This is a genomic window from Candidatus Planktophila sp. (assembly GCF_036734405.1).
Taxonomy (GTDB): Bacteria; Actinomycetota; Actinomycetes; order Nanopelagicales; family Nanopelagicaceae; genus Planktophila.
The window spans coordinates 71,525-96,201 of the sequence record NZ_DAIMYR010000003.1 but is presented as its reverse complement, the minus strand read 5'-3'; the positions used below and the strand labels follow the sequence as shown (position 1 = coordinate 96,201).

Annotated in this window: 29 protein-coding genes and 1 tRNA gene; 10 read left to right on the top strand and 20 right to left on the bottom strand. The window is 45.2% G+C overall.

Annotation, left to right across the window (positions count from 1 at the left end):
* The first annotated feature begins 37 nt into the window (after positions 1 to 37).
* The gene (locus tag AC9UC2_RS04520) at positions 38 to 514 is read left to right on the top strand and encodes a phosphate-starvation-inducible PsiE family protein (RefSeq protein WP_509525723.1); all 477 of its coding nucleotides are present in this window, start codon (positions 38 to 40) and stop codon (positions 512 to 514) included.
* 4 nt (positions 515 to 518) lie between these two features.
* Here the strand turns inward: AC9UC2_RS04520 and AC9UC2_RS04515 are convergent, their stop codons facing one another.
* Positions 519 to 641: a hypothetical protein gene (locus AC9UC2_RS04515; protein ID WP_509525721.1), complete on the bottom strand. Its 123-nt coding sequence runs from the start codon at positions 639 to 641 to the stop codon at positions 519 to 521.
* A gap of 4 nt (positions 642 to 645) precedes the next feature.
* Positions 646 to 1,020, bottom strand: coding sequence for a hypothetical protein (locus tag AC9UC2_RS04510; protein ID WP_509525718.1), 375 nt, complete (start codon positions 1,018 to 1,020; stop codon positions 646 to 648).
* A 72-nt stretch (positions 1,021 to 1,092) separates the two neighbouring features.
* On the opposite strand from AC9UC2_RS04510, the gene AC9UC2_RS04505 reads away from it, so the two are divergent.
* Complete coding sequence (locus AC9UC2_RS04505) at positions 1,093 to 1,272, top strand: DUF2256 domain-containing protein (protein WP_509525715.1); 180 nt, start codon at positions 1,093 to 1,095, stop codon at positions 1,270 to 1,272.
* Positions 1,200 to 2,741: a cryptochrome/photolyase family protein gene (locus tag AC9UC2_RS04500; protein ID WP_509525712.1), complete on the top strand. Its 1,542-nt coding sequence runs from the start codon at positions 1,200 to 1,202 to the stop codon at positions 2,739 to 2,741. Before AC9UC2_RS04505 ends, AC9UC2_RS04500 begins: the two co-directional genes overlap by 73 nt.
* A gap of 15 nt (positions 2,742 to 2,756) precedes the next feature.
* Here AC9UC2_RS04500 and AC9UC2_RS04495 read toward each other — a convergent pair whose 3' ends face one another.
* The 4 genes from AC9UC2_RS04495 to AC9UC2_RS04480 are packed head-to-tail and all read right to left on the bottom strand — an operon-like array spanning position 2,757 to position 6,211.
* Entirely contained in the window at positions 2,757 to 3,563 is an 807-nt protein-coding gene (locus AC9UC2_RS04495) for a WD40/YVTN/BNR-like repeat-containing protein (RefSeq protein WP_509525709.1), read from the bottom strand.
* A 2-nt stretch (positions 3,564 to 3,565) separates the two neighbouring features.
* Positions 3,566 to 4,759 (bottom strand): C40 family peptidase, encoded by a 1,194-nt coding sequence (locus AC9UC2_RS04490; protein WP_509525707.1) that lies wholly within the window; start codon positions 4,757 to 4,759, stop codon positions 3,566 to 3,568.
* Positions 4,760 to 4,776: 17 nt separating this feature from the next.
* Positions 4,777 to 5,772 carry a C40 family peptidase gene (locus tag AC9UC2_RS04485; protein WP_509525704.1) on the bottom strand — a complete coding sequence of 332 codons (996 nt, stop codon included), beginning with the start codon at positions 5,770 to 5,772 and terminating at the stop codon, positions 4,777 to 4,779.
* 43 nt (positions 5,773 to 5,815) lie between these two features.
* Positions 5,816 to 6,211, bottom strand: coding sequence for a hypothetical protein (locus tag AC9UC2_RS04480; RefSeq protein ID WP_509525701.1), 396 nt, complete (start codon positions 6,209 to 6,211; stop codon positions 5,816 to 5,818).
* 81 nt (positions 6,212 to 6,292) lie between these two features.
* On the opposite strand from AC9UC2_RS04480, the gene AC9UC2_RS04475 reads away from it, so the two are divergent.
* Entirely contained in the window at positions 6,293 to 7,357 is a 1,065-nt protein-coding gene (locus AC9UC2_RS04475; RefSeq protein ID WP_509525699.1) for an NADH:flavin oxidoreductase/NADH oxidase, read from the top strand.
* 3 nt (positions 7,358 to 7,360) lie between these two features.
* Here AC9UC2_RS04475 and AC9UC2_RS04470 read toward each other — a convergent pair whose 3' ends face one another.
* The gene (locus AC9UC2_RS04470; RefSeq protein WP_509525696.1) at positions 7,361 to 8,272 is read right to left on the bottom strand and encodes a cytochrome b5 domain-containing protein; all 912 of its coding nucleotides are present in this window, start codon (positions 8,270 to 8,272) and stop codon (positions 7,361 to 7,363) included.
* 70 nt (positions 8,273 to 8,342) lie between these two features.
* On the opposite strand from AC9UC2_RS04470, the gene AC9UC2_RS04465 reads away from it, so the two are divergent.
* Both AC9UC2_RS04465 and AC9UC2_RS04460 read left to right on the top strand, forming a co-directional pair.
* Positions 8,343 to 9,767: a cytochrome P450 gene (locus tag AC9UC2_RS04465; protein WP_509525694.1), complete on the top strand. Its 1,425-nt coding sequence runs from the start codon at positions 8,343 to 8,345 to the stop codon at positions 9,765 to 9,767.
* Between the two features lie 3 nt (positions 9,768 to 9,770).
* A complete protein-coding gene (locus AC9UC2_RS04460) occupies positions 9,771 to 10,232 on the top strand; it encodes a TspO/MBR family protein (protein ID WP_509525691.1) in 462 nt (153 codons plus the stop codon).
* Here AC9UC2_RS04460 and AC9UC2_RS04455 read toward each other — a convergent pair whose 3' ends face one another.
* Together AC9UC2_RS04455 and AC9UC2_RS04450 are read right to left on the bottom strand one after the other, a co-directional pair.
* The gene (locus AC9UC2_RS04455) at positions 10,233 to 10,679 is read right to left on the bottom strand and encodes a DoxX family protein (protein WP_509525688.1); all 447 of its coding nucleotides are present in this window, start codon (positions 10,677 to 10,679) and stop codon (positions 10,233 to 10,235) included.
* Positions 10,680 to 10,848: 169 nt separating this feature from the next.
* Entirely contained in the window at positions 10,849 to 11,373 is a 525-nt protein-coding gene (locus AC9UC2_RS04450) for an SOUL family heme-binding protein (RefSeq protein ID WP_509525686.1), read from the bottom strand.
* A gap of 53 nt (positions 11,374 to 11,426) precedes the next feature.
* Between AC9UC2_RS04450 and AC9UC2_RS04445 the strand changes: the two genes are divergently transcribed.
* Together AC9UC2_RS04445 and AC9UC2_RS04440 are read left to right on the top strand one after the other, a co-directional pair.
* Positions 11,427 to 11,696, top strand: a complete 270-nt coding sequence (locus AC9UC2_RS04445; RefSeq protein WP_509525683.1) for a DUF2087 domain-containing protein — start codon at positions 11,427 to 11,429, stop codon at positions 11,694 to 11,696.
* A 69-nt stretch (positions 11,697 to 11,765) separates the two neighbouring features.
* Positions 11,766 to 13,169 (top strand): DNA cytosine methyltransferase, encoded by a 1,404-nt coding sequence (locus AC9UC2_RS04440; RefSeq protein WP_509525681.1) that lies wholly within the window; start codon positions 11,766 to 11,768, stop codon positions 13,167 to 13,169.
* Positions 13,170 to 13,445: 276 nt separating this feature from the next.
* Here AC9UC2_RS04440 and AC9UC2_RS04435 read toward each other — a convergent pair whose 3' ends face one another.
* From AC9UC2_RS04435 to AC9UC2_RS04420, 4 genes are read right to left on the bottom strand one after another with little or no spacing between them, the layout of a single operon-like run.
* Positions 13,446 to 14,315: a hypothetical protein gene (locus AC9UC2_RS04435; protein ID WP_509525678.1), complete on the bottom strand. Its 870-nt coding sequence runs from the start codon at positions 14,313 to 14,315 to the stop codon at positions 13,446 to 13,448.
* Entirely contained in the window at positions 14,308 to 15,384 is a 1,077-nt protein-coding gene (locus tag AC9UC2_RS04430) for a hypothetical protein (RefSeq protein ID WP_509525675.1), read from the bottom strand. The genes AC9UC2_RS04435 and AC9UC2_RS04430 overlap by 8 nt, the downstream gene beginning before the upstream one ends.
* Entirely contained in the window at positions 15,381 to 17,456 is a 2,076-nt protein-coding gene (locus AC9UC2_RS04425; RefSeq protein WP_509525672.1) for a Z1 domain-containing protein, read from the bottom strand. Before AC9UC2_RS04425 ends, AC9UC2_RS04430 begins: the two co-directional genes overlap by 4 nt.
* Positions 17,446 to 18,459 carry a sigma factor-like helix-turn-helix DNA-binding protein gene (locus AC9UC2_RS04420; RefSeq protein ID WP_509525669.1) on the bottom strand — a complete coding sequence of 338 codons (1,014 nt, stop codon included), beginning with the start codon at positions 18,457 to 18,459 and terminating at the stop codon, positions 17,446 to 17,448. Before AC9UC2_RS04420 ends, AC9UC2_RS04425 begins: the two co-directional genes overlap by 11 nt.
* A 371-nt stretch (positions 18,460 to 18,830) precedes the next feature.
* Here AC9UC2_RS04420 and AC9UC2_RS04415 point away from each other — a divergent pair, with 371 nt between their 5' ends.
* A complete protein-coding gene (locus tag AC9UC2_RS04415; RefSeq protein ID WP_509525666.1) occupies positions 18,831 to 19,589 on the top strand; it encodes a S1C family serine protease in 759 nt (252 codons plus the stop codon).
* Positions 19,590 to 19,625: 36 nt separating this feature from the next.
* The gene (locus tag AC9UC2_RS04410) at positions 19,626 to 20,168 is read left to right on the top strand and encodes a hypothetical protein (RefSeq protein ID WP_509525664.1); all 543 of its coding nucleotides are present in this window, start codon (positions 19,626 to 19,628) and stop codon (positions 20,166 to 20,168) included.
* Here AC9UC2_RS04410 and AC9UC2_RS04405 read toward each other — a convergent pair.
* The 7 genes from AC9UC2_RS04405 to AC9UC2_RS04375 form a co-directional block, all read right to left on the bottom strand.
* On the bottom strand, positions 20,134 to 20,829 hold the full coding sequence (locus AC9UC2_RS04405) for a hypothetical protein (RefSeq protein WP_509525661.1): 696 nt from the start codon (positions 20,827 to 20,829) through the stop codon (positions 20,134 to 20,136). The two genes, AC9UC2_RS04410 and AC9UC2_RS04405, sit on opposite strands and share 35 nt — an antisense overlap.
* Positions 20,830 to 20,948: 119 nt before the next feature.
* A tRNA-Leu gene (locus tag AC9UC2_RS04400) sits at positions 20,949 to 21,022 on the bottom strand.
* Positions 21,023 to 21,103: 81 nt separating this feature from the next.
* A complete protein-coding gene (locus tag AC9UC2_RS04395) occupies positions 21,104 to 21,508 on the bottom strand; it encodes a hypothetical protein (RefSeq protein WP_509525658.1) in 405 nt (134 codons plus the stop codon).
* Positions 21,509 to 21,548: 40 nt separating this feature from the next.
* A complete protein-coding gene (locus AC9UC2_RS04390; RefSeq protein WP_509525656.1) occupies positions 21,549 to 22,751 on the bottom strand; it encodes a hypothetical protein in 1,203 nt (400 codons plus the stop codon).
* A 44-nt stretch (positions 22,752 to 22,795) separates the two neighbouring features.
* A complete protein-coding gene (locus tag AC9UC2_RS04385) occupies positions 22,796 to 23,008 on the bottom strand; it encodes a hypothetical protein (protein WP_509525654.1) in 213 nt (70 codons plus the stop codon).
* 30 nt (positions 23,009 to 23,038) lie between these two features.
* Positions 23,039 to 23,851, bottom strand: a complete 813-nt coding sequence (locus AC9UC2_RS04380) for an ABC transporter permease (RefSeq protein WP_509525652.1) — start codon at positions 23,849 to 23,851, stop codon at positions 23,039 to 23,041.
* Between the two features lie 2 nt (positions 23,852 to 23,853).
* Positions 23,854 to 24,639, bottom strand: a complete 786-nt coding sequence (locus tag AC9UC2_RS04375; RefSeq protein ID WP_509525649.1) for an ABC transporter permease — start codon at positions 24,637 to 24,639, stop codon at positions 23,854 to 23,856.
* Positions 24,640 to 24,677: the final 38 nt, after the last annotated feature.

Here is a 24,677-nt window from a genome sequence, read left to right as displayed (position 1 = left end):
TCTAGTCGTTTCCTGAGAGGCAGATGTACCCTTGGATATGGCTAAAAAAGAAGAGCAGGAATACACCCGAGTTGAAAAATCAATTCTGCCGCTTAAGTATGTAGATCTTATTGAAGATGTCTTTCACGGCATCTTGGCAATCTCACTTTTGGGTATTGGTATCGGTGCCTTCTATTACAGCATCGAACGTATCTTTACGACAGCACCGTTTTTCCCTAACGGAATGATCCAGGGTATTAATGACATTTTGTTTATCGTCATCATTCTAGAAATCCTGCGCACCGTTATTTCACGCTTCACCGATGGTGTGTATCAACTAGATAAGTTTTTGATCATTGGCGTGATCGCAGCGGTTCGACACATTTTGACCGTGGGTGCTTCTCTTACTCTTCAAACTGGTAAAAGCGATACTGCCTTTGAAAGAGCGGTTATCGAATTAGGACTAAACGCACTGATTGTTATCGCCTTGGTCTTTGCAATCTTTATGTCAAAGTCGGCGCACCGCGCCAGGTAAGAGGCTAGGACTCGAAGTCCCCGCCCCTTCCCGTCAACTTCTTTTTGCTTTTACTTGGTCGCTCGTAGGCAATCAATAGTGCTGCAATGATCATTACAAAAACGCCTACAACGATGAACTTATCCATTTGTTTAGCCTAGAACTGCCATTACAACGAGTGCAAAGACACCGATACCTAGACCAACGATTGCAATTGCTGACAGTGATAGCAAGTGACGTGATTCTGCAATCTTCTTTGATAGCTCTGAAGGCTTATCTAGACGCTTCAGATCGGTCAACAAAACTTCGGCTTCGCGGATTGTTGCGTACTGAGAAATAATTGCCAAGATTCCTGTTGCTGCTGCAACTCCGATTGCTAAGTACTTTGCGCCATCATTTGCTGTATCAAACTTTCCAAATGCTGCCAGTACGAAAATAGCAATCAACATGAAGTTTGGTGCTTGCTGAGCCTTGATGATTTGTGAACGCTTTGTGTTCCAAAGATCTAATAAACCCTTTTCATCCATGGTTTCTCTCCTCAACCTAGGAGCCCAATCTTGGGCTCAGTCACAAGGGTAAGGCGCGAAGGTTAAAACCGCATGGCCAATAGAAAACGACTCGCCTACGATTGGCTTATGTCCCGCACCGCAAAGGTTAAAAATGGCTTTGAGCCAAAGATCTGCGTGCGCTGCAACCTGCCCTTTGAATGGCGCAAGAAGTGGGCCAAGAACTGGACCGAAGTGAAGTACTGCAGCGATCGATGTCGCGAGAACAAATGAAGCGGATTATCTATATCCCCTTTGATCACCTGCATCGCAAATTCGGTGCACTGAAAGCTGCTGATCCAAAAACAGATGTGATCGCATTTGTTGAAAGCGCACGCATGACTACGGGGCGTAATTGGCATAAAGAACGGCTGTTCTTTTTAATCTCTAGCGCGCGCCACTTTGCCGCATTATTGGAAGAAGAAGGCTTTACTGTTGAATACGTAAAGGCTGCAACAACTATTGATGGCTTAAAGACAATTGCTAAGAAGCACAAGGTCACAGAAATTGTTTGCGCAGAACCATCCTCCTTTAGACAGTACGAACAGTTAAAGGAACACGGCGTTAGCTTTGTAGACAATGATTTCTTCTTGACTCCTCGCCCACTATTTACCCAATGGGCATCCGAGCAAAAGACATACCTGATGGAAAACTTTTACAGGAAACAGCGCACGCGCTTGAACATCTTGATGGAAGGCAAAGATCCAGTTGGTGGTTCTTGGAACTTTGATAAAGAGAACCGCTTACCACCACCTAAGAAATACGAAGGCCCCGCATACCTAGAACACAAACGCGATGACATCGATACACAAGTGGCCAAAGAGTTAGACCACACCGCAACTAATACTTGGGCCACAACCCGCAAGGGCGCTTTGGCCCAAATGAAAAACTTCTTCGATAATCACTTTGGCGAATTTGGTCCACTAGAAGATGCGATGACAACTGATAACTGGGCTCTGCATCATTCATTGCTGTCGCCATACATCAACAACAATCTGATCCATCCATCAGAAGTCATCCATGCAGCCATGAAAGCTTTCAACACCGGCAAAGTCCCTATTGAATCCGCCGAAGGTTTTATCCGCCAGGTCATCGGTTGGCGCGAATACGTAAACGGTATGTATTGGTTCTTAGGTCCTGATTACCGCGAAAACAATCAGTTAAAGGCCACCAGAAAATTGTTGCCACTGTTTACTGACCCTAATGCGACCGAAATGAACTGCATCAAGCAAACTGTTACCGACATCAATAATCGCGCTTGGGTTCATCACATCCCCCGCTTGATGTTGTTGTCCAACCTGGCATTGATCACCGGCACTAACCCACAAGCATTTCTAGATTGGATGCGCGAAGTCTTTATCGATGCATCCGAATGGGTGATGGTTCCCAATGTCATCGGTATGGGCGTGCATGCAGATGGCGGACAAATGATGACTAAGCCATATGCCGCAGGCGGTGCCTACATTTCACGAATGTCTAATTACTGCAAAGGTTGCCAATACAACCCCAAGCTGCGCACCGGAGAAACCGCATGTCCTTTCACTACTTTGTACTGGGATTTCCTGGATCGTCACAAAGATACTTTTGCTAAAAATCACCGTATGAGCCAACAAGTATTTGGTTTAAATCGTTTATCGGATCTGCCTGAATTACGTGAGCGCGCGCAAGAGGTTTTGAAGGGTTTAGCAAAGGGCCAGATTTAAAGGTGGCAGCTGCAGTTACTTGCTCTGGTACTTTTTAAAGCTCTTTCCTCCATTGTTTGAAGAGTAAATGGCGCTCCCCATCACAACAGCAATTAGCTGTGGGGATTGCGTGATAGTTCCAATTTGAGACTGCAACGTTGTTAATTTCTTCCACGATGAGCCAGAGTCAGTAGATCGATACAAAATCTTTCCAGATGCTGCAATCAAGCTGCCTTTGATCCAGTCAATAGAATCAACTACAAAAGGGGTTTTGATTAATTTGGTGCTTTTAAATGCATCGGCAGAGCGAAACAGCTTCCCTTCCTTTACCCCTAGAACCCTGGCTTTTACAGTTGGATCTGGTGCGATGTCCATGTAGGTATTTGGGCCACGCTTAACCCAACTTTTTCCACCATTGCTTGAATACATTAATTGCCCTGACCCTGAGTCAGCTCCATAAATTTCTTCACCTACAGTTTCGAGGGTATGAAAATCAACTTCACCAGTAAGAGAAACCTTTTTCCAGGTAGCTCCACGATCTGTAGTCAGTAAAAGGCCAACTGGCTCTGGCAGCTTTGATCCTGGACCAGGGTGACCACTTGCATAGAATCCCTTATTCGATACAGCTAGCCCCATCACATCAAATCTTTCGGGGCTAATTCTTTTCACGGTCTTTTCATCAAGATATTGATACAAACCTTCATGGGTACCAAGAATTATTTGATTTCCTACTGCTCTTACACTGTGAATGTGTGAAAGTGATCCAATACTTTCTCCCGATGCAAAAGCAGTGTGGATATTGCAAGCAAGAATTATCGAAACAATAACTGCTACTTTTTTCATCGTTATACCCTTCCTGCAAAAGGCATCATGCCCGGCATGCTGTAAATATCTGAATAACGAAGGCCTTTCTTGGTAGAACGAGCCTCCCACATCATTCCATTACCTGCATAAATAGAGATATGGTGAATTGTGCTTATTGTTCCCTTGTATGAGTAGAAGAGAAGATCTCCTGGCTCCATTTCAGCAAGTGGAATCTGTTTTGTATATGTGTAATACAACCCAGAGTTAAGTCGGTCCCAAATTGGCCAACCTAATCCTGCAGATTTATAAGCTGCGTAAACAAGTCCAGAGCAATCAAATGTGTTCGGGCCTTCATCTCCCCATACATATGGTTTCTTTGCCAGAACTTGTCGCTTTGCAAATTCCACAGCCTGTAATCGTTGAGCCTGTGTAGTGCGGGAACTCTTAGCACCGGTTGGTCCTCCAGTGCGCCAGATCTTTGATTGGCCAGTTACCTTGGTTGCCTCATTTGCACGTGTTTCTTCCAAAATTGCTAACTGTCTGCGCTGTTCTAATGTAATACGAACTTTTTTCGCCGACGCTAAATCACGCTGCAACTTATCCTGCACCGCCTGAAGCTTTTCTACCTCTTTTTGTTGCTCTGCGCGGGCGTCATCAGCTTCTTTCTTGGCATCAGCCACACGAATAGTGACAACGCGTTGTTCTTCGCGTGCTGCATCTGCAACAGCTTTTGCTTTCTGGGCCTTGTCTTCGGCTGACTTAAATCTGGACAACGCAGTTTTGTTGGTTGCTCCTAAATTATCAAGGGTTGAAATTCGATCAACTAACTCTTGTGGTCCTCGTGCATCAAGGAGCATTTCGATATCTGTAAGTCCGCCACCAGTTCGATATGCATGAACTGCAAGCTTTCCGATTTCACGGTGCGTAAAGGCGACAGAAGCAACCGCCTCTTCGTATATCTTCGTTGCAGCCACAGACTTGACCGTTGCTCGCGCTAATTCATTACGAGCAGCAAGATATTTAGCTTCTGCAGCTTTGGATATCGCGGTTAAGGCACGCAAGTTTCCACGCGCCTTTTCTAACCGTTTCAGCGCATCGGCTGCGACCTTTTTCTTTGCAGCTTCAGCTTTTTTGGCGGCTTCAATCTGAGCAAGGGTTGGCTTGTGGTTTGTGGCATTACCTATCGCCGGAGGCACAACCAATGCAATTGCCAACAAAAGAATGATTTTTCTCATTGAATATTTATTCCTCATCACAATCGACGTGCTCCGACAAATGGTTTCTTTCCAAACATTTTTACAAACTTAACAACTTCTACTTTTTTTCCTGGCCGTGGAGCTTGAACCATCTTTCCCCCACCCATATAAATCGATACATGGCTGATTGGTTTTCCAAAAAACAGTAAGTCCCCTGGTTTAAGTGAAGATGCTGGAATATTTTTTCCATACTTCACCTGAATTCGAGAGGAGTGAGGCAATGAGACTCCAGCTTTTTGGAATGCACGCATGGTCAAACCTGAGCAATCCCAACGCGTCGGCCCAGCTGCTGCCCACACATAAACATCTCCTACTTGAGCCAAGGCGAACTTCAGTGCAATAGAACCGCGCGTGTTATCTCCCTTATAACTTTGAGCATATTTCTTAGAATCGCTAAGGATCTTGTTCTCGCGAGCAGCTTCTTCTCTGGCAAGCCTTTCTCGATCCTCTTTCTTCAATCCATTGAGAATTTTTTGTGCTGCAGCCAAATCATTCTTTGCATCATTTACTTGTCGATTTAATTTCGCTCTTTCAGCCCTAAGTAGAGAGGTTTTATCTACAACAACAAATTGCGTTGCCTCAACTTTTTGCTTTTTCAGTGCAAACTCTCGTAACTGCTGAGCGTATTTTCTTGACACCATTTCTAGAACTCCGGCATCAGATAAATACTTTGTTGGATCTGATGAGAAAAGTAGATCTAACCCTTGCCCCAATCCAGAACTGGTGTATTGCGAAATAGCGATCCGCGAAAGGGTTAGCCCGGCAGAATCTAGTTCTTTGCGAAGTTCAGCTTCTCGACTTTCAAGGATGGCGGTTTGCTTTTCCAACTCCTTGATTCGAATAGTTGCTTCATTAGCTGCTTCAAACTTTTCAGCTGCCAAAGTACGCAAACGATCAACTTCGCGCTGTGCGCTTGCCACCGTGGGCGCAGCCCAACCATTACTGGGTGTTAAGCCCAGGAAGAGCAGTACAACAATAATAAAAATCGGCATGGCTAAACCTTTCTCGCAGATCTTGGACAGAGGCGAGGGGGGTTTAGATTCTGTAGATACCTAACTGAGGCAATGAGAGCGTGAGATTAAAAGGGTGTTTTCGGCGATAGGCAATGAGGCCGACTTTAAAGGCCAAAACTTGTTCTTGATATAAGCGATGGAAAATCTTTAGAAGAAACTTTCCACCTAAAAGTAAAACCAGATAAAAGATTCCGACACAAATTTCCTTCATCAAGGAGCTGCTAGATAAACCCTGGGTAGCTGGGGGTGCATGGTGATGATCCCCGTGTGAAGCATGAATTGCACTGGTTGCAACAGGAATTGCTGCCGTTGGTTCCTTGTGACAGGCCTTTGCAACTACGACAATCGTGCTAATTAAAGTAAGAAAAATGATCGCAGCACCAACCACTTTGGTTAGCCCGCCTCGATTTTTTACCACGCCGAATTCTAACAAGTTGGTGGGCATTTGCCCCGCTAAAGACAGGCTGAAGTTCACAAAAAGTTCCCATAGACTGCACACATGAGCGCACTCTTTGATCCATTAACGATCGGCAATGTTGAATTCCCTAACCGCATTTGGGTTTCTCCAATGTGCCAATACATGGCCAAAGATGGCGTCGTAGGCCAATGGCACGAAGTCCACCTGGGCTCCTTTGCAACAGGTGGCACCGGTTTAATCATGGTTGAAGCAACCGGTGTTGTTCCAGAAGGACGTATTTCAATTGGTTGTCCATCTATCGAAGATGATGCACATGCACACGCCTTTAAATCAATGATCGATTTTGCTCATAGCCATGGCGTAAAGATGGGAATCCAATTAGCCCACGCAGGTCGCAAAGCCGGAACTGCATTGCCTTGGGCCGACCACAAAATGGCAACACCTGAAGAAGGCGGATGGCAAGCCGTGTCATCTTCTGCAATCGCTTTTCATGGCTACCCAGAACCACGCGCATTGAATGTTGCTGAAATCCACCAGCTCACACAAGATTTTGTTGATGCCGCAAAGCGCGCAATTGCAGTTGGCTTTGATGTCATCGAACTACATGCAGCACATGGCTATTTGTTTCACCAGTTCTATTCACCTCTTGGAAATACGCGCACCGATGAATACGGCGGATCTTTTGAAAACCGTATCCGCTTCTTAATTGAAACAGTTGATGCAGTTAAGGCGGCAATTCCTGCCGGTACTCCGCTCTTTGTTCGCATCTCTGCAACCGACTGGGTCGATGACGGTTGGAACTTAATTGATTCAGTTGAAATGTGTGCCCTGCTCAAAGCCCACGGTGTTGATCTAGTAGATGTTTCAACGGGTGGAAACATTCATAACGCACCGATTAAGGCAACCCCTGGTTTTCAGGTTCCCTTTGCAACTGCCATCCGCGCTGAAACTGGAATCATGACAACGGCAGTTGGCTTAATTACTGAGCCAGAGCAAGCCGATCACATCATCCAAACCGGCGAAGCAGATGCTGTTTTCATGGCGCGGGAATTTTTGCGCAATCCACGTTTTCCTTTCTACGCAGCAGAAAAACTTGGCGTGGAAATTAAGTGGCCTTTGCCAATTGAACGTGGCAAAAAGGTTTAACACTTACTTATTCAACGGCCCCAACTTATAACCATCTAATCTGATGGCAGGTCGTGATTGATTTTCATGCTGTGCCTTAAATGCACTTGTTCCGTCAGTTCCACATAAGAACAAGATCGCACCGGATCCACCAGGGTGTGAATTGATCCAATTAGTTAAGTTATAGACATAGCCGTCAATTACAGTCCAACAGCTGCGAGCAGAATTATTTGCTCGTACCTGGGTCATTGTGTAACCCGCAATAGTTGGAGTTGGTGTGGCCGTTGGCGTTGGAGTTGGCGTTGGCGTTGGCATTGGCGTTGGCGTTGGCATTGGCGTTGGCGTTGGCGTTGGAGTTGGCGTTGGCGTTGGCGTTGGCGTTGGTGTCACAACTGGCGCAGGTGATGCAACCGCAGTTGCCGCTGGAACCGCTCCACGAACAACTTCTCCAGGTATTTCTTTGTCACCGACTGCAACTGTAATTGCTGCTCGGCCTCTTGCAGTAATAACAAAGTTGTACACACCAGCAACTGCGGTCCCTGAATATCTACCTAGATACAAATAATTGGTTCGCCCATATGGTTCATAAAATTTTGTGCGCTCATTTAGCTTCATCGTCAAAGGTTTAGTTCCTTTGGGTCCGGTCATCATCAATATTGGCAAAGCAGTTGTGCGCAGAGCATTTTCTGGCTTGCCATCCACGATCAAATACTGAACAGAGATTTGATCGCCATCTTTGAACTGCGCTCTAAAAGCTCTCTTTTGTCCTGCCTTGGTAAAGGCTGCACGAATCGCAAAAGAAACTGTTCCATCAACCAGCAGCGGACCTTTTGCCGCAGTTGTATCGCTATCTAGAAGCGAAACAGGTTGATGCGCAACGGCAACCCCGCTGCCAAGAAAAGTCATTGCAATCAGTATGGCCAGTAATTTGCGCATGGAAAAACGGTACATGACCGCGCCGACACAAGCACCTTGAAATACACAGCAGAGCAATTACCATTACAGCATGAGCATGACTGCAGATCGCGCCTTTGATACCCCTCGCCCTGAAAATTACCCAGCAATTCCTCAGCCAGTAGCTCGCAAAAATTGGAAGAAGCAAGCAAATCTACCCGGCCCTAATCCCCTGTTGTCAGATTGGCTCACACTTACTTTCATCCGCGACACCCCAAACTTCATGGCATCGATGCAGAGAAAATATGGCAACCACTGCGCATTTTTCTTATCCCGCAAGTTATTCATTGGAGTCTTTTCAGCAGAAGCGGTTCATCAAGTCACCGTTGCACAGCAACACAATTTTGTTAAAGGTGTTGGCTTTGCGCGCATGCGCAAAGTTTTGGGCGAAGGCTTACTTACCAATGAAGAGCCAATTCACTTAAATCATCGCCGCTTGATGCAACCACCTTTTCACCACGGCAACCTAGATTCCTATGTTGCAATCATGCACAAGCTAGTTGTCGAACACATTTCTAAATGGAAGGGCAAGGATTCAGTCGATCTCGCCCCTGAAATGATGGCGCTTACCCTTGAAATAGTCAGTCAATGTTTGTTTGGTTTGGATTCATCTAAATACACCGCCCAGATTGCCCATTCGATGGAAATTGCAATTGATCGTATCGAGCGCACCATGCTGCCGGGCCTTGAACGATTTGATAAGTCAGCCATTTCTTACTTTGTGGCCTTTGAAGAAGCCGCAAACAAATTGGCAGATATCGCAGAAGAAATCATTCAATCGCGCATCGCCAGCAACACCACCCACACCAATGACCTATTGGGAATCCTGCTTCAAATGCGCGAACACATTTCGATGGAACACATCCGGGATGAAGTCTTAACTTTGATCCTTAGTGGCCATGAAACCACCGCAAACGTTTTAACCTGGGCCTTTGCCTACATGAGCAACAACCCAGAGGCAGCCGCTAAGTTGGCGCAAGAAGCAGATGCAGCAGCTTGGATTACCAACAACACAGTTCCAACCTTTGCCGAGCTTGAAGAAAGTTCAAAATTTGCCTCTGCGATATTAAGTGAAACTTTGCGCTTGGCACCACCTGTTTGGGTTTCACCAAGAATTGCGTTAGTGGACACAACAATTGATGGCGTGCATATCCCGGCAGGTGCGCATGTATTGATAAGTCAGTACGTGACTCAGCGTTTACCGCAGTACTTCACAAATCCGCAGGTGTGGGATCCCAAGCGTTGGCAAGACCCAGCTTTTGAATCTTCTCTACCCCGCGGTGCTTACTTCCCATTCTTAGCCGGCTCTCGCAAATGTCTAGGTGAATCCTTTGCTTTGGCCGAATCCCGTTTGATTTTGTTACTTGTTGCTAAAAACTTCGCGGTGTCAGCAAAAATTCCAAAGGCACAACCCCGCACAACATATCGAGCAAAAGGCGCCGTACCTGCTGCAATCAAAGAACGCATACATCGCTAACTGATGAAAAACCTGACCGCTTTTGCAGGCATCGCACTGGTCTTTATCTACGTCATCGGTTCAGGTCTGTGGGTCAACACCGGCGATGGTTGGTATCGCTCATTAAACCAACCCGCCTGGCAGCCCCCAGATTTCATTTTCGGAATCATCTGGCCCTATAACTTTGTTGTTCTTGGAATCGCAGCGGTCACCATCGCACAACGCGCAACGACCACAACCACATTGATCTACTTATCTTTTTTCGCACTATCGGTTGCCTGCGCACTGACCTGGGCCTTTCAGTTCTATCGCCCACACAACTTAAGCCTTGCATCCATGGCACTTGCAGCAACTGCAGCATTAACAATCCCAATGCTGATCATCGCCTTTAGAACATCTATCCCAATCGGAATCGCACTAGTGCCCTATCAAATCTGGGTAGCAACAGCTGCATCAATTAGTTATGGCTACAGCAAACTAAATTAACTAGCCGTAGATAGTGTCTTCCTCTAAATCATCACGCTCTATAACAACACTCTTCTTCTTACGCGCTTGCCAAGCCCCAGTACTCCACAGCGCCCACACCACCAACAACGGCTGAAAGAACAAGCGCACCAACCGCGATGTATCACTATCTAAACCAAATGCATCAACACCATTTACATACTGCGAGATGTTTCCCGGAAAGATCGCCACAAAAAACGCAGCCACTACCCAACCCACCTGTACTCGATACTTCCACAACCCCACCAAAGCAAGTCCCAAAGCAATCTCAACAACTCCAGATGCCACAACAACAAAATCTGCATAATCCTTCAACAGATTCGGAACCTGCGCCTGAAACTCTTGCCGACTAGTAGTTAAGTGCCCAATACCTGCATAACCAAGTGCAAGCCCCAAGATCACCTGCGGAAATCTTTTGATTATCTTCATTGACTCATTATCGACCTTTTGGTGCAGCACAATGGCCTCGAAATCGAGGCCATTGTGTCCAGAGCTCCAAGTAGGTACAGATCTTTATCAAGAGTTACCAGCTCCCCTGCACTTACTACCTCTAGTAAAGCACTTTTTCTAATTACACAGAGTAATTAACCAACCACCGCTACAAATACGCCGGAATAACTATCTCGTTGTACTGCAACACCCCTGGCTTAAATGGCGGATCAAAGCGACAGATTCTTGTCTCATCAGACAAAGCAATATTCTCCTTTGCCGCTAAGACTCGAAGCTCTGCCACTTTCCTCTTTGCTACCTCATCAGTTGCTCTACCTCGAAAAGATGCCGCAATACATGTTTCAGCACCCAGCTCTCGCAACACAACTCGCGGATCATTGGGATCTGGCAACTGCCCCAAGGTTGTTCCAGCTGGCATCACAAAAGATACAAACCATTCATTCTCATCACTCTTATCAGCCTTTTGCGCAGAAATAACAGGAGCTGTCATAGCAATCTTTTCAGAGCTCTTATTGCCTTTGGAGATGTACTGAAAGAGAGAACCAAAAGCCACGCTGCCAGCAGTTGCATAATCAGCCGAGACCTTTACCTCTGCAATAGAACAAGGCAAATACTCGCGAACTTCAAAGCCAGCATAACTTCGAATTACCCTGAACTCTTGTCTCTTCGTCATGCTTTCAGCGTACTCCGAACCTTCCATCAACAAGCTCCAATTACACTTAACCCATGTCAGAACAGATCGACCAGTTCTTCCGCCCCGATGGCACCCTAATCAGCATTCCCGTAAAGCTGCCCAAGAAGCTGGCAGTCCTGCGCCACATCGCCTCCGAGCTCTCCCCCGATACCAAGTACCCCGAGAAGCAACTCAACGAGATCATCGCCAAGTTCCACCCTGACACCGCTGCATTACGCAGATACATGATCGAGTACAAGATATTGGAGAGGGATGGCGAGAGTGTTTATTGGGTTTCTGGTGCGCCAAGTGCAAGTTCATAAACTCATCAATTAATCCCGAAACTCCGGGACGGGTAACCATTTGTCAGTTCGACCCAATACGATCGGATCATGAGTTTTAGGTTTGTTGATCTGTTTGCTGGTATCGGAGGCTTTCACGCAGCTTTGAGCGCCTTGGGCGGGGTCTGCGTGATGGCTTCCGAGATCGACGAAAATGCAGCACATGTTTATAAATCTAATTGGGGACTAGTCCCAGAGGGCGACATCACCAAATTAGCAAATGACGAACTAGTCGACGTACCTGACCACGATGTACTAGTCGGAGGATTCCCATGTCAGCCCTTTAGTAAATCCGGTTTGCAGCGAGGAATGGATGAAGCCCGTGGGACTCTTTTTTGGAACATAGCAAAAATAATTGAAGTAAAAAAACCTAAAATTGTTTTGCTAGAAAATGTGAGGAATATTTCTGGACCTCGTCATGCACACGAGTGGGAAGTTATCATTCGAACCTTGCGTGAAAATGGGTACCGAGTAAGTTCCAAGCCGCTAATTGTATCCCCCCATCAGATAAGGCCAGATTTTGGTGGTAGACCGCAAGTAAGAGAACGCGTACTGATCGCGGCAACACGTCTACCAATTGGACAAACCAACTTCCTGTCAGATGTTGAGATTCCAGATTTGCAATGGGCTAAGTCAGGGTGGAGTCCAATGGATTGGAATCTTGAAGAGCACCTGCCTCTTGAGGACAACTTGGCTAAGGAAGAAAAAATCAAGGTGGCACTAACTTCCACAGAGATTAATTGGATTGACACTTGGAGCCAATTTGTCGACGCGATTTTGGCTGATTCGAAAGACAACTCTCTACCTGGATTTCCAATCTGGGTCGATGCTTGGCCAGTAAACAAGAAGGTAAGAAGAGAAAAAGACATGCCCGATTGGAAGCGTGATTTTCTCGACAAAAACGAAAACTTCTATATGCAACATAAGAAGATATTGGATAAATGGCTAAAGGAGAATGACTACCTATCGGATTTTCCACCTAGCCGTCGCAAATTTGAATGGCAAGCTCAAGATTCGAAGAATCTTTGGTCGTGCATCATGCACTTTCGGCCTTCTGGGATTCGGGCGAAGAAATCAACTTATGTACCAGCTCTAGTTGCAATAACTCAGACCTCGATTGTTGGAAAGAATAGAAAATCAAAGAGGCGGCTCACCGTTAGGGAAGGGGCTAGGCTCCAAGGATTTCCAGAATGGTTTAATTTCTATGGTCAAAGGGAAGCGGCTTCATTTAAACAACTCGGCAATGCAGTTAACGTAGGAGTGATCTATCAAGCCATGAAAGCTTTGGCCATACGCGATTATGAATTATTAGAGGAGACGCCAGAATTACTAAAGAGTTTATCAACGGCTCCAAATAATCCAGACTTAGTCTTAGCCGACCCAGGAAATCTCGTTCATCCAGATGAATCAAATTTAAAGAAAGTTCGAAAGCCAAAACTCAAATTAGTTAACTAGGGCCTGTTGGAGAGGAAAAACTCCACAGCGGACTGAACTGCCAATAGCCCCTCTAAAGTAACGGTGCTTCCACTTGACTCGAATTGGGGAAGCCAGGATCCTCCGCTACTTTCGACTATTGATCTTGCCAATCCCGGTTTTGTTGTTGCTGATTCAATATCAATTCCAAGAGAGTCAGCAATACCTAAGAAGAGCTCCTTTGGCTCAGTTGACCCGGTAGAGAAATGCACTTCCGGTATTCCCAACTTATCAGTGATCGACTTAGCAACTTCAGACTTAAGCAAGGTGGTCTCTTCCAAAAGTATTCAAAACCAATAACTTATCCTTCAAGTATTGACCTAATTCTGTGCTAATAGAATCACTTGAATATTGAGTCAGTCTTAGTCGATCAAAAATAACTGCATTGGCTGATATCTCATTCCATTGTTCACCTGGAGGGACGGTCTTTGGAATAGCTAAAATTGTCATCGGATCCCGATCCATCTCTAACCATCCGGCCCAAAGCCGTAAATCAATGTCTCGAGCTTTTGAGGTGAATTCCTTCTGTAATGTGCACTGTACTAAATAAACTGGAAATCCAGTCCGTCGATCCTTAAAGGGCTTCCAAGCGACAACATCCACGCCGCCGTCTTTTCTGCGTGGTGGGCGAAATCCAGTTCCTTGCTTAATCCCCAATTTATCTGACAACCAATTAATCGCCAGATGAAACTCCATGGGCCGACCGAATTTTGATGGCCAGCCAAATGGGATTGCTTGAGCATCCGTTCCCAAGTAGTTTTCAATGCACTTAGAAACGAAAACTTCAAATACTTCAGATTCTTCAGTGGTTGGAGAACTAGTTTGCCACTTGAAATTGTAACTTGGGCGGGATGATAAAAGTAGGTAAACATATGCCGTTTCAAGCATTGTCTTATTTAAAACTACTGCCAATTCATTAATTTCAAAAGGATACAGATTTCGCAAAACTTGAGCTCGACGTTCAATTACCTTAAGTCCACCTGCAACTTGTAACGCACTCAGTCCACAAAAATCTTTTGCCCAGATTTCTAGCTGATGATTCGTGTTACCTATTTGCCCGCCAGATAAAATCGAAATCTCAAGCCAGTCAGCAATTTCTTCATTCCCAACCGGGACCCCTTCAAGCATCTTCTTCAATCACCGTCTTAAGGGTTCCGAGAGCATCATCAATTTCAATCAATAACGTTTTCACTGCTTCAATTTCTGATGCCTCGGCAATATCATCTGCCGCGGCAACTAACGCATTACGCCCTGTCGTCAATCTATTTATCAGGCGTTCATGAGGTGTTTGCCCTGTTGAGGCAATTTTTTGGCGAGCTTCTTCCAGGCTCTTTCCCTCTCGCAGCGCCTTTAGGCCATCATTGTTGGCGACCACGTTGGCAAGACTTGTAATCTGTCGCGAATCTGAAATGACAGGCTCAGTTTTTTCATCACCAAAGATATAAACCAATACCTCTGTCAACTCATCAACTTTATCTTCGGGAATTGGAGCTTGCCCAGATTTAACCATCGAGCCTATTGGGGCACCAACATGCTCTCTCAATTTTGAATTCTTCATGGCGACTGTAAGCAATGAAAACGCACTTTCTACATTACCTGTATCTATACCCAAGCTCTTAGCTTGCGCTGCGATAGCTTGCTCGCGATACAAATCGATAACGACATTTTTCTTTAGTCCTATCATTACAGCAACATCTGCAAACTCAATTCCTTCTACATCGATCAAATTTGCGATATAGCGAGCTTGTGGATAGGGCTTCCATTGCAAGATTCCGCCGATATGTTTGGTGCCAATAATTGGGGCTGTGTCTAGCCGCGTTTTTGCGGTCACAACAGGAATCTTGTCTGACCTCTTTAGTTTCGAATTCTTTGCTAAATCATCCCATTTTTTGGAATCGAGAAATTCACTTCTGATGCTTGGGTCTGTCAAACCTAATATGGCTGTTAATCGACGATTACCCTCAACAACGATCCATTTTCCGTTTTCACCTGGGATAGCAATCATCGGCTCGCTCGCAAAATACCCATGTACTGCCATCAATTCAGCAACAGTAAAAGCATCAAAACCCATGTCAAGGGTGATTGCTAATTCTGTCTGACTTGCACCTTTCTTTGAATCAGGAATGCGGGGATTTTGGGGATCAAGAAGGAGATCTTCAATGTTTAGAAACTTAGTCGCACCCAGCGTTTGGCTCACAATGAGATTCCTTTCACTATCTTGGAGTCTCCAAGATACACAGCTAACGTGAATATTTCATCAAGATTTAACCCTTTTGGCTTTATACGATGTATCTGAAGTGCCAAACAATCTTTACCTTCGATCAAGACTGGAACATTTCTATCTCCTGGGTACAGGTTAAGATTGCCCTCGAGGGAAAATTTGGCATCTTTACCTTGAAATAGGTTTACGAAGCCAGTATCTGATCGCCATTCACGTTCTCGCGGAACATCTTCATTTTCATATTGCATCAATAAGACTTTTACCTTTGAGTTCTTTCCCGCTGGGTTCCGTGGGCCAAGAGAATCAAAGAGTTGGAGGATATGTTCGAGTTCCCAGCCTGGACTAAAACCATCCCATTTCCACTTTTGTAAGAAATTCTCCAAAAGGATATTCGATTTAATCTCTATTTCCCGATGATGAATGCGGCCATAGTCAGTTCTATCTGCCTCAAAGATCCCAAGATTTTCGATCAGAGAGCGATTAAATGACAAGTCTTCGGGATTCAAACTTGGCATACGAAGTTGATGCCAGCCTCCTCTTTCATTAAAGCTCGTGATTGCTTTGAAAACGCTTGAGCGCGTTGGCTTTGCACCAGAGGGAAGCAACATTCCTATCTCCCGGGACCAATCACGAGGTGCATTTCCGGCAGAAATCCAATCGTCAAGTCTGGCACGAAGATCAAACTCGGTATGAACAATTCCACGTAACATGCGCACGGTTCCCAAAGTTGCAAAGAATTGGCAATATGGAAGCAAATCTCCTCGATAACCAAACGCTCGTGCTCGTTGCTCTAGCGTGTCAATCTGATCTGAAGTTGGGCGATTCATGTAAGTGACTGTTAAGCCTTCAACTGTAAAACCACGATCTAGTTTATTGCCACCAACTAAAATATGTATTGGACCTTCTAGCCAATTGACATTCTTAACATCTGACGCTGAATTCACGAGCCAGAATATAACTTCCTTTAGAACGTAATTAACTTTTTCTATAAATTCCTGATCAGTAATATTCTTTGCACCATTTTGAACAAGCCGAACCCGCTCCGTCAGAATTTCGCCAGGAATTGATTCTAAAGTCAAGTCAACTTTTTCGCGCCAACTCTTGATTAGCAGTTTAAGTAAGAAGTGATAAACGCTCTGGATCTTATTCTTGTGCGTTGAATGAACTAGCATACTTATTGTTTTTGCAGAATCATCGTTCACTAATAGCAATGCCGCGCCTGCAATGAAATTAGCAGTGGCTATCTTGAGACTATTTGGCACCTCGAGCAACTTCGCATTGGCATTCTGCTCATCACTTAATGGAACCGCGCGAACAACCGTGTCCGCGTTATCGATAAAAAACTCGCGCCCTCCAACATAACCTTTTCCAGGAGTCAGAAACTCTATGAAATCTGGTGAAAGGTGGTCGTCATGTTCAAGAAGAAGTTGCGCATATGGCGTCGCGGTAAACTGAACATAAAGGTGCCTACTCAATGATTCACGCATCAGACTTAGAGCTTCGTAAACTTTACTCTCGCTTTCTTCGTTTACTCTAGAATTGAGTGATGCCTGATCCGCCTCATCGTCCAAGATAAGTACTTGCGAAGCACTTAAATCACATTTTCTAAGAACCTCAGTGAGATTTTCAATACGCCCTTTATGTTTCAAAACAGGCAAAAGAACAGCTCGACCTTTGTTTAAATTATCATTTAATTTAGAAACTGCGGCAGAACCTGACGGATTCATTATCTCAACCCACCGAAAATCATTTCTCGTATCAATCTGAAGTTTCTCTGAAAATCGGCTTGAATTCTGTTCTAACAGCAGATTTGTTGTACCAAGTAGAGCAATAATCACTCTATAGCCTGCATCGTATGCAGCCGCAGTTAACGCAATCATTTGAGTTGTCTTGCCAGATTGCACATAACCCAGAGCTAAACCTGTTACTGATTTAGAGGCCTTGCCGTGATTCAGAATATTTGTCGCGGATTTCCAAAGTCGCTCACGATCTTCAGCAATTAAACTACCCGAAAGGACCGTGTCCAGAATTTCGCACTCACTCTTCATTACTCTCCAATGTTCTGTAATGGGACATATCGAAATCAGGTGCTTCTAATTCTAGGGCTTGAACCCTAATTTCGGTCCAAGTGCCCAACCTCAGGCGAAGAAGGCCAACAGAGGGGGCTAATGGATCTTGTCTGGCACGCCATAACTGGTATCGATCGATCGACCAGCTCTCACTCTGCGATTCGTACATGAATTTACGGACGAACATTAAGAGTTCATTTCGTGACCATGTTGAATTGTATAAACGCTGAGGCTCACCTGTTTCAACACCTGAAACATCACAAGCATTCATCCATGATCCAAATCTTGAGATAAAGATATTAACTGTTGGGCCCTGAATAGTTTTGCTACTAACTAATTTTCTGTACTCAAGTATCGTTAAAGGAAAAGTAAAGGTCGCTGCTAATCGCAATACTTCTATGCAGTCCTGATGAGACCAAGTCTGCTGAATCGAGCTTTCTTGATTTCTAGTTAAATAGAGCAATTGGACTCTGGAAATGGACCTTTTTATTTTTCGTTCACTTACGTTGAGCATTTTGGCTATCTCGGGGACAGTCTTGCTGCGAAATGATTCCCAGTTCGAATCCAAGTGTACAAACAACTCTAAAGCCTCTTTTTTCTTTTCTTGCAATACCTTAGCGTTTTTTTGGTCTTTAACTTGCTGCGCATTTGGCACATCCTTTACTTCCGAAAGAATTTGTCGAACTCTCTCGCGAGAGAGATTGAACGTTTTGCCAATTGAATCGAGCGTTTCACCTTCATTTCTTAACTTAATGATTGATTTCTTTCTCGGATTTAAAATTTCGTCACTTCTACTTTTTTTCCTTTTTTCACTCTTCTTAGTTCGTTGCGCCGAAACTGTAAACTCACTAAAGTCCTGGCTCAAAATCACATCTTGAACGATGTCTTTTGGGCAATCAAGATGAGATGCAATTTCTAGAAGTGATTTTCGATTATTGTGCATTTTCTTAATCGTTGAATACATTTCAAGACTTAACTTCATTGCACCAATGATCTGCTATTTGTGAGCCAAATAGATTTATGACTCCAATCCATATATCGAGATTACACATGAATTTGTTTCAATTCCCCGAATTAAAGGTCAAATTTGGATTTGTCTTTCTGAACCCTTCCCAGCCGCAAGTAATGCACTTGTAGTTAGGCATTTGATCATCCATCAGACAGCCTCCGATGTAGTACTTGGATTCATCTGGTGGGCGGGCGGGCATCCCCCAGATGATGATCCGGACTCCATCGCTGGAGTTACAGGTTGGGCACTTTCGCTTCATGAGACCAAGTTACTCAGAGTGACTGACATTTGTGTGATTACGCAGCTGTCACCATTTGTCAGTCACTCTCCGTACTGTTCTACCTATGAAACAAGAACCCAATAAGTTCGCTACCTACCTAGCCATCATCGCTGCTCCCTTTGCATTGGGAGCTTTCTTTTTGACCTGGGCTCCATCTGCGCAGTTTGCAAGTGAGGATCCTGCAGGTGATGGGTATGTGCCTCCGCGCAGTATTGAGCAGTTGGTTGATAGAACTCAGGAGTCGACTGTGACTGTGTGGTGTGATCCCAAGAAGGGTAAGGGAACTCAAGGAACTGCTTGGGCTATTGAGTTAGAGACTGATGTGTCTAAGGAGTATCCAACTACTCTGATTACAAATCATCATGTGATTGATGACTGTATAGATGGTGCTGGAGTTTTGACAATCAACCGACTCTATGAAGATGAGGTTGCGGCTGTCATTGTGAAGTGGGATGAAGAAAATGATTTGGCTGTTATTGCAACCGAGATAAAGCTTCCGGTGTTGGCGCTGTCAGATAACTCTCCATGGCCTGGGTATTGGGTGATGGCGGTTGGAAGCGCTGATGGATACGAGGGATCTGTGTCCTTTGGAAATGTATTGAATTTCAATCGATCAGAGGTTTTGATTACCAACAATATTTCTCCGGGAAGTAGCGGCGGGCCGTTGATTGATAATGAGGGGTACGTTGTGGGAGTTACCACGTGGGGGCTGGACTTTGAGCAGTACAACGGGGCGATGTCGCTAGATGCTTTCTGCGCGAAGATCCTTGAGTGCGAGTATGACTACAAGGGTCGTGCGACGTGGTGGGATTGGAACGATTAGTTCTGGTTTGTCAGTGCCAGGGGCTATCTTCAAAATATGAAAGCTATCGAGCGACAAGCGTTTAGAAAGTTAATCTGCCCTGAGTGCCATAAGAGCGGTGTGATCAGGCGAATCCTTTGGGGGATGCCTGGCGATGATTTTGATTTTAGGCGTTATGCGTCTGGTGGGTGCGTCATGGAAGGTGATGACCCAGATGTCAGATGCAGGGTGTGCATGTGGGAAGGGTTTAGAAATCAACTAGACAGATTGTTTGAGGAAATGCTTATGCCTGTAAAACAAAACGAGTTATTGAGTGAAAATGGTGAGGTTCTTTACTACTGGGATGTAACTGACAAAGGTATTCACTTTGAGTTTGAGTCGAGCGGTGTGCCCGGGACAGCTTTTTCCATGGATATGGAGGTGCAGTTGGTGATGCCCGAGAGTGAGTATCTAACGATGAAGGCGATGTTTGGGATTGCAGCAGATGTTGATATCGAGGATGCCCTCAACGAGATTTCGGGGACTGAATTCGCAGAAGAGTTTTGTGATGCTCTGAATTCGACAATTAAGGTCGTAGATAAGTTTGTGTGGATGAATTAGCTGAAGGCAGCTCCAGCATTGGTTTATCTGTAGTGCCCTCTTTCAACTCATTCTGAATTGCTTGGATGGTGGCGGGGATTCCGTTTTCATAGGAGTGAAGGCCTAAGGCAAACAGGTGGGCGAAGGTGTAGCCATCTTCGGGTGAGAATCTAAGGCCGGATGATTTTTGTCGGTTTGAAACACCGAAGATGAAATCTGTTCGCGCGGGATTTGAAAAAGATGAGAGTAGTTTTGCAAATGCCCACTCGGTAGTTGCGATGGGGCCGGCAAAGATAAGTCGTTGGTTGGTTAACTTAACCATTCCTTGATCCTTATCCATCTGCATTTCTACGCCGGGAATCGTTTGTCCTTTAAATGAGCCGACTCGGTAACGTATACCGGCAACTAGTGGAATGGAAACGCCTTGGGAGCCGCCGCTAAATGTGGAGGGCGTTCTACCTGCCACTTGATAGATAGCTTGGCCAGTCCATAAAACTAATTCGCCTTTTTTCTGGGTCAAGGAGTGATCATCGGGTTCATTGCCAGATGATGCAGCGGTGAAGATTTCTAGGGCTTGAGTGAGGACTTGGTTTTCCCTCTCCCATTCAAGTAGCTCTGTTTGGTAAACAGCGTTGGCACGCTTTGCTGCGCGTTTAGCTTTGAAGTTCGCGAAAAATCCCATGGGTTGATTATCTCTTTACTTTCAGTGGTTTGGGTGCAGATTACGCAGAGTGACTGACAAAAACTTTATGGCAAAAAAAGTAGCCCCACGTAACGACTCGTGGGGCCACTTGGTGTGCATGACGCTGGTAGGATTCGAACCCACGACCGCCTCTTCCGTTAAAAGAGCGCTCTATCCGCTGAACTACAGCGCCATGCATCGCGAAAGTTAGATGCTGATAGACGCTAAAAAATTTTTACAACTTAATCTGTGGATGTTGCACAGGTGACAGAACTTAACTTTTTACAACCACTTCAATTACAGCTTCCGGAGTTGCTCCGTCGCGCAGTTCTGCATTTACGTTGGTTGGGATTCCATTGATTTGAGCGGCAGAGAGCAACGCTAATTGGGCTGCGATCTCCCCCATCCAGTAGAAAGCTGCAGGGCCGGCGCGATCGAGCAGGTGCTGGGCTTGGTTGATTCGGGAGTCGCTGAACTTTTCGAGATCGTTGTTGTTGTCATTGATGATGTCCAAGAGGTAACGCTTGATGTCTAGGGCGATGCCGGTGTTGGTGTTGTGCTCTTGGATTAAGGCGCGCAGTTCGGCATCCAGGGTGCGCGGTTTGCGGCGGGCCTTGCGGCGGGAGAATGAGTTGAAGACAAGGTAGAAGAAGATGAAGAGCAGGATGAATTCGAACATGGCCTAGATGTTACGCAGAGTGACTGACAGATTGGTGGTGTTAGAACTCGTCGGCGAAGTATTGGGCTATTTTCCCGTAATACGTCTGTTCGTCCATCTTCAACACAGACTGAATTGCCTGCTCCCACGTTGAACCCTTTGCAATTAGCTCAAGGAAGGTGTGCATCTCTTCAACCGAATAATTCATGTATGTCCATTCGAGCGCAAACCACCCAAGTGAATACCCCAGCTCGTTCTGAAAGCAAAAAGTCGTGTCTTTTGACCTTAAGTCATTTAAGACACCCAACCATTGAGTTTGTGTGAAGGATCTTCCTTGCGGATAAACCTTGAGTAACCGGTTAATTTCAAAATTTCGATGAGAAGTTGGATCGCCTTTTAACGCAATTGGAACACCGAAAAGATTGGCTTGACCTTCCATGAACCAACAAGCGACGGTATTGGCTTTCGAAGTTTTGAAGTTATCAGCAACAACTTGTGCCTGATAGATATGGACAGTCTCATGATGAACTGTCATCGGTGTAGGCGCAATCTTGTATTCGGTGCCGATTAGATTGTATTGAGCGAACACTCCCCCAGGTTGCACACCAGTTCCGTATCCACAAAAAACAAATGAGCCAACATTGCAGTGCCCCATCACTCCAGTGCTTTTGTTCCAAACGTTCCAAGAACGGCTTACAGGATTTGGTCCCTCGAATTTTTCGGTAGTTTCATACCAGCAATCCCAATCTTTTTCACTCATAAGCAACCAATTTACTTTTGCATTTGCTTTATAGATGGGAGCCCAAAATGCGTAAGCATCGATGTAAGCCTTTTCGGTTAATTCGGCCATGGATGCGTTAACAGTCGGACAACGTACAAAGTTAAAGCTTGGACTTACCACTTTACTAGCCTTTAAGTAACGTTGATACAGATCTTGATTTAGTTTTTCTAGTGGGGTCAGAGTTTTTGGTGGAATTGTTGGTGTTGGTGTTGGTGTTGGTGTTGGTGTTGGTGTTGGTGTTGGTGTTACCTCGACAGGCTTTGCAACGGGAGTCGACGATGGTTTAGGTGCCGCTTTAATTGCAACGCCTTTGTTCCAGATCAAACGTGTTCCAGATTTAATGCATGTGAATTTCTTGCCACCAGCTGTTGCAGTAGCGCCAGCTTTAGTGCACTTGGCTCCTGCCTTAACTGCGGCAAAGGTTGGTGCAGAGATAAGGGACAAAGACAGCAGCAGGGCTAGAAATACCCGAGAGCGCGTCATGCGATAACGGTAGCAATCCGCTTTCAGCCCCACAATGATCTCGACTAACGCGTTCTACGCACCAGTGCCATTACTAAGCCGATAACGACTAGCAGGAATCCAAGGGGTAGAGTCAAAAACATAAGCCAGATGAAGGTTCCTGTACCGCTGCTTTCATCCCACATAGAGCCACCTTGAAAAAGTGAGGTAACAAAGGCCAGAAGAATTGGTGAGATCGCAAGAATCAAACCCGTGCGGATAAAAGGAAATCTCTTCATCGTCACAGCCTAAAGATGTGGTTAATGATGTTACTTGCCCTCTTCTTGGGCACGAGTTAAGCGCTGAGAAATGTAGACAGGGATTAGTGAAATCAAAATAACTAGGGTTGCGACCACGTTTACAACGCTGGCCTGATTAGGTCGTGACATCTCTTTTAAGATCCAGAGCGGCAAGGTGTCCACACCTGGTGGGGCAGTAAAAATTGTTACCACTACTTCATCAAAGCTAAGTGCAAAAGCAAGTAATGCACCTGCGACGAATGCGGTTCTAAATTGTGGAAAGGTTACTAATCTAAATGTTTGCCACAGACCTGCACCAAGGTCAGCTGATGCTTCTTGTAGCGAAGGGTTCATACGCTTTAAACGGGCAAACACATTGTTAAAGACCATGACGATACAAAATGTTGCGTGGGCAACGATCATGCCAAAGTAGCCGATGTTAAAACCAGCTGGTGATAAAAACGAGTTATAGGTGTTGCTAAATGCCACACCAGTAACAACACCTGGAAGCGCAATTGGTAATACGACCAAGAGATTTACTGTGCCCTTACCAAAGAAATCAAAGCCCTTCAGCGCAAAGGCAACCAGGGTTCCCAAGAAGGCGGCGATAATGGTGGAGCCTGCCGCAACGATTACTGAGTTGAGAAGGGCGGTACGAATTGGTTGGTAAGTGGCTGCAAATTCCCACCACTTCACTGAGAAGGTTGCAATAGGCCAACTTGAAATATTAGATTGATTAAATGAGTTCAAAATCAGAACTAATAGCGGAACATACATAAAGATCAAAATGAAGGTAACAATTGCCATCAAGATTATTCTGCTGGTTCTAGAAAGTCGTAACATGGCTACATCCGCTCCAAGGAACCCGTACGGCGAGCAACCATCAGATAGATAAGCACAAATGCGATAGGCACCATTGAAAAGGCCGCTGCAACAGGTGGGTTCAGGTTAATGTTGGAAGCAATGATTGAACCAATCATTTGGGTGGAACCACCAGTAAATTTAGCTACTAGGTAGTCCCCAAGGCTTAGTGAAAATGTAAAGACAGAGCCAGCGATAATGGCTGGAACAATTAGCGGTAAAACAATGCGATAGATAGTGGTGAAACCTTTGGCACCCATATCACTTGATGCATCGAAGAGATTTGGCGGGATTTGGCGGATTGCTGTGAAAACAGGAAGTGCCATGTAGGGAAACCAAAGATAGGTAAGAGTCAAAATCACAATTGGGATTGAGAAAGTTGGCCCTGATATTCCAAGTGGAGCAAGGGCCCAATTAAAGAAACCTTCTTCTGTAAAGACCAAACGCATCGCAATAATCTTTACCAAGTAACCTGCCCAAAGTGGCAAAGTAATTGCGACAGCTAGTGCATTTCTAACCCAAGGTCGCGCGATCTTTGCCATGTAGATACCAAGTGGGACAGCAAAGATCACTGAAACAACGGTGACGGCAAGTGCAATAAACAAAGTTCTAATCGAAGTTGAGACATAAGCCTGGACTGTGAAAAGAGAAGTAAAGTTTTCGAGCGTAAAGCCAGGGATCACCTTTGATGTGAAGGGATCAACAAACCAAAATGCTGTAATTAACAAAAGAAATAGCGAGAAGATGTAGACGCCTACGATCCAAAACATGGGCAGCGCAATCAAACCAAATAATCTTAATTTGGCAT

Coding starts and splice junctions, on each gene's coding strand:
- AC9UC2_RS04445 (WP_509525683.1), top strand. CDS start 11,427: ATGTCAGAACAGATCGACCAGTTCTTCCGCCCCGATGGCACCCTAATC.
- AC9UC2_RS04375 (WP_509525649.1), bottom strand. CDS start 24,639: ATGTTTTGGATCGTAGGCGTCTACATCTTCTCGCTATTTCTTTTGTTA.
- AC9UC2_RS04380 (WP_509525652.1), bottom strand. CDS start 23,851: ATGTTACGACTTTCTAGAACCAGCAGAATAATCTTGATGGCAATTGTT.
- AC9UC2_RS04420 (WP_509525669.1), bottom strand. CDS start 18,459: ATGAAGTTAAGTCTTGAAATGTATTCAACGATTAAGAAAATGCACAAT.
- AC9UC2_RS04455 (WP_509525688.1), bottom strand. CDS start 10,679: ATGAAGATAATCAAAAGATTTCCGCAGGTGATCTTGGGGCTTGCACTT.
- AC9UC2_RS04520 (WP_509525723.1), top strand. CDS start 38: ATGGCTAAAAAAGAAGAGCAGGAATACACCCGAGTTGAAAAATCAATT.
- AC9UC2_RS04385 (WP_509525654.1), bottom strand. CDS start 23,008: ATGAAGAGATTTCCTTTTATCCGCACGGGTTTGATTCTTGCGATCTCA.
- AC9UC2_RS04435 (WP_509525678.1), bottom strand. CDS start 14,315: ATGCTTGAAGGGGTCCCGGTTGGGAATGAAGAAATTGCTGACTGGCTT.
- AC9UC2_RS04415 (WP_509525666.1), top strand. CDS start 18,831: ATGAAACAAGAACCCAATAAGTTCGCTACCTACCTAGCCATCATCGCT.
- AC9UC2_RS04495 (WP_509525709.1), bottom strand. CDS start 3,563: ATGAAAAAAGTAGCAGTTATTGTTTCGATAATTCTTGCTTGCAATATC.
- AC9UC2_RS04490 (WP_509525707.1), bottom strand. CDS start 4,759: ATGAGAAAAATCATTCTTTTGTTGGCAATTGCATTGGTTGTGCCTCCG.
- AC9UC2_RS04500 (WP_509525712.1), top strand. CDS start 1,200: ATGGCGCAAGAAGTGGGCCAAGAACTGGACCGAAGTGAAGTACTGCAG.
- AC9UC2_RS04410 (WP_509525664.1), top strand. CDS start 19,626: ATGAAAGCTATCGAGCGACAAGCGTTTAGAAAGTTAATCTGCCCTGAG.
- AC9UC2_RS04395 (WP_509525658.1), bottom strand. CDS start 21,508: ATGTTCGAATTCATCCTGCTCTTCATCTTCTTCTACCTTGTCTTCAAC.
- AC9UC2_RS04450 (WP_509525686.1), bottom strand. CDS start 11,373: ATGACGAAGAGACAAGAGTTCAGGGTAATTCGAAGTTATGCTGGCTTT.
- AC9UC2_RS04505 (WP_509525715.1), top strand. CDS start 1,093: ATGGCCAATAGAAAACGACTCGCCTACGATTGGCTTATGTCCCGCACC.
- AC9UC2_RS04510 (WP_509525718.1), bottom strand. CDS start 1,020: ATGGATGAAAAGGGTTTATTAGATCTTTGGAACACAAAGCGTTCACAA.
- AC9UC2_RS04515 (WP_509525721.1), bottom strand. CDS start 641: ATGGATAAGTTCATCGTTGTAGGCGTTTTTGTAATGATCATTGCAGCA.
- AC9UC2_RS04425 (WP_509525672.1), bottom strand. CDS start 17,456: ATGAAGAGTGAGTGCGAAATTCTGGACACGGTCCTTTCGGGTAGTTTA.
- AC9UC2_RS04485 (WP_509525704.1), bottom strand. CDS start 5,772: ATGCCGATTTTTATTATTGTTGTACTGCTCTTCCTGGGCTTAACACCC.
- AC9UC2_RS04460 (WP_509525691.1), top strand. CDS start 9,771: ATGAAAAACCTGACCGCTTTTGCAGGCATCGCACTGGTCTTTATCTAC.
- AC9UC2_RS04470 (WP_509525696.1), bottom strand. CDS start 8,272: ATGCGCAAATTACTGGCCATACTGATTGCAATGACTTTTCTTGGCAGC.
- AC9UC2_RS04465 (WP_509525694.1), top strand. CDS start 8,343: ATGAGCATGACTGCAGATCGCGCCTTTGATACCCCTCGCCCTGAAAAT.
- AC9UC2_RS04390 (WP_509525656.1), bottom strand. CDS start 22,751: ATGACGCGCTCTCGGGTATTTCTAGCCCTGCTGCTGTCTTTGTCCCTT.
- AC9UC2_RS04440 (WP_509525681.1), top strand. CDS start 11,766: ATGAGTTTTAGGTTTGTTGATCTGTTTGCTGGTATCGGAGGCTTTCAC.
- AC9UC2_RS04475 (WP_509525699.1), top strand. CDS start 6,293: ATGAGCGCACTCTTTGATCCATTAACGATCGGCAATGTTGAATTCCCT.
- AC9UC2_RS04405 (WP_509525661.1), bottom strand. CDS start 20,829: ATGGGATTTTTCGCGAACTTCAAAGCTAAACGCGCAGCAAAGCGTGCC.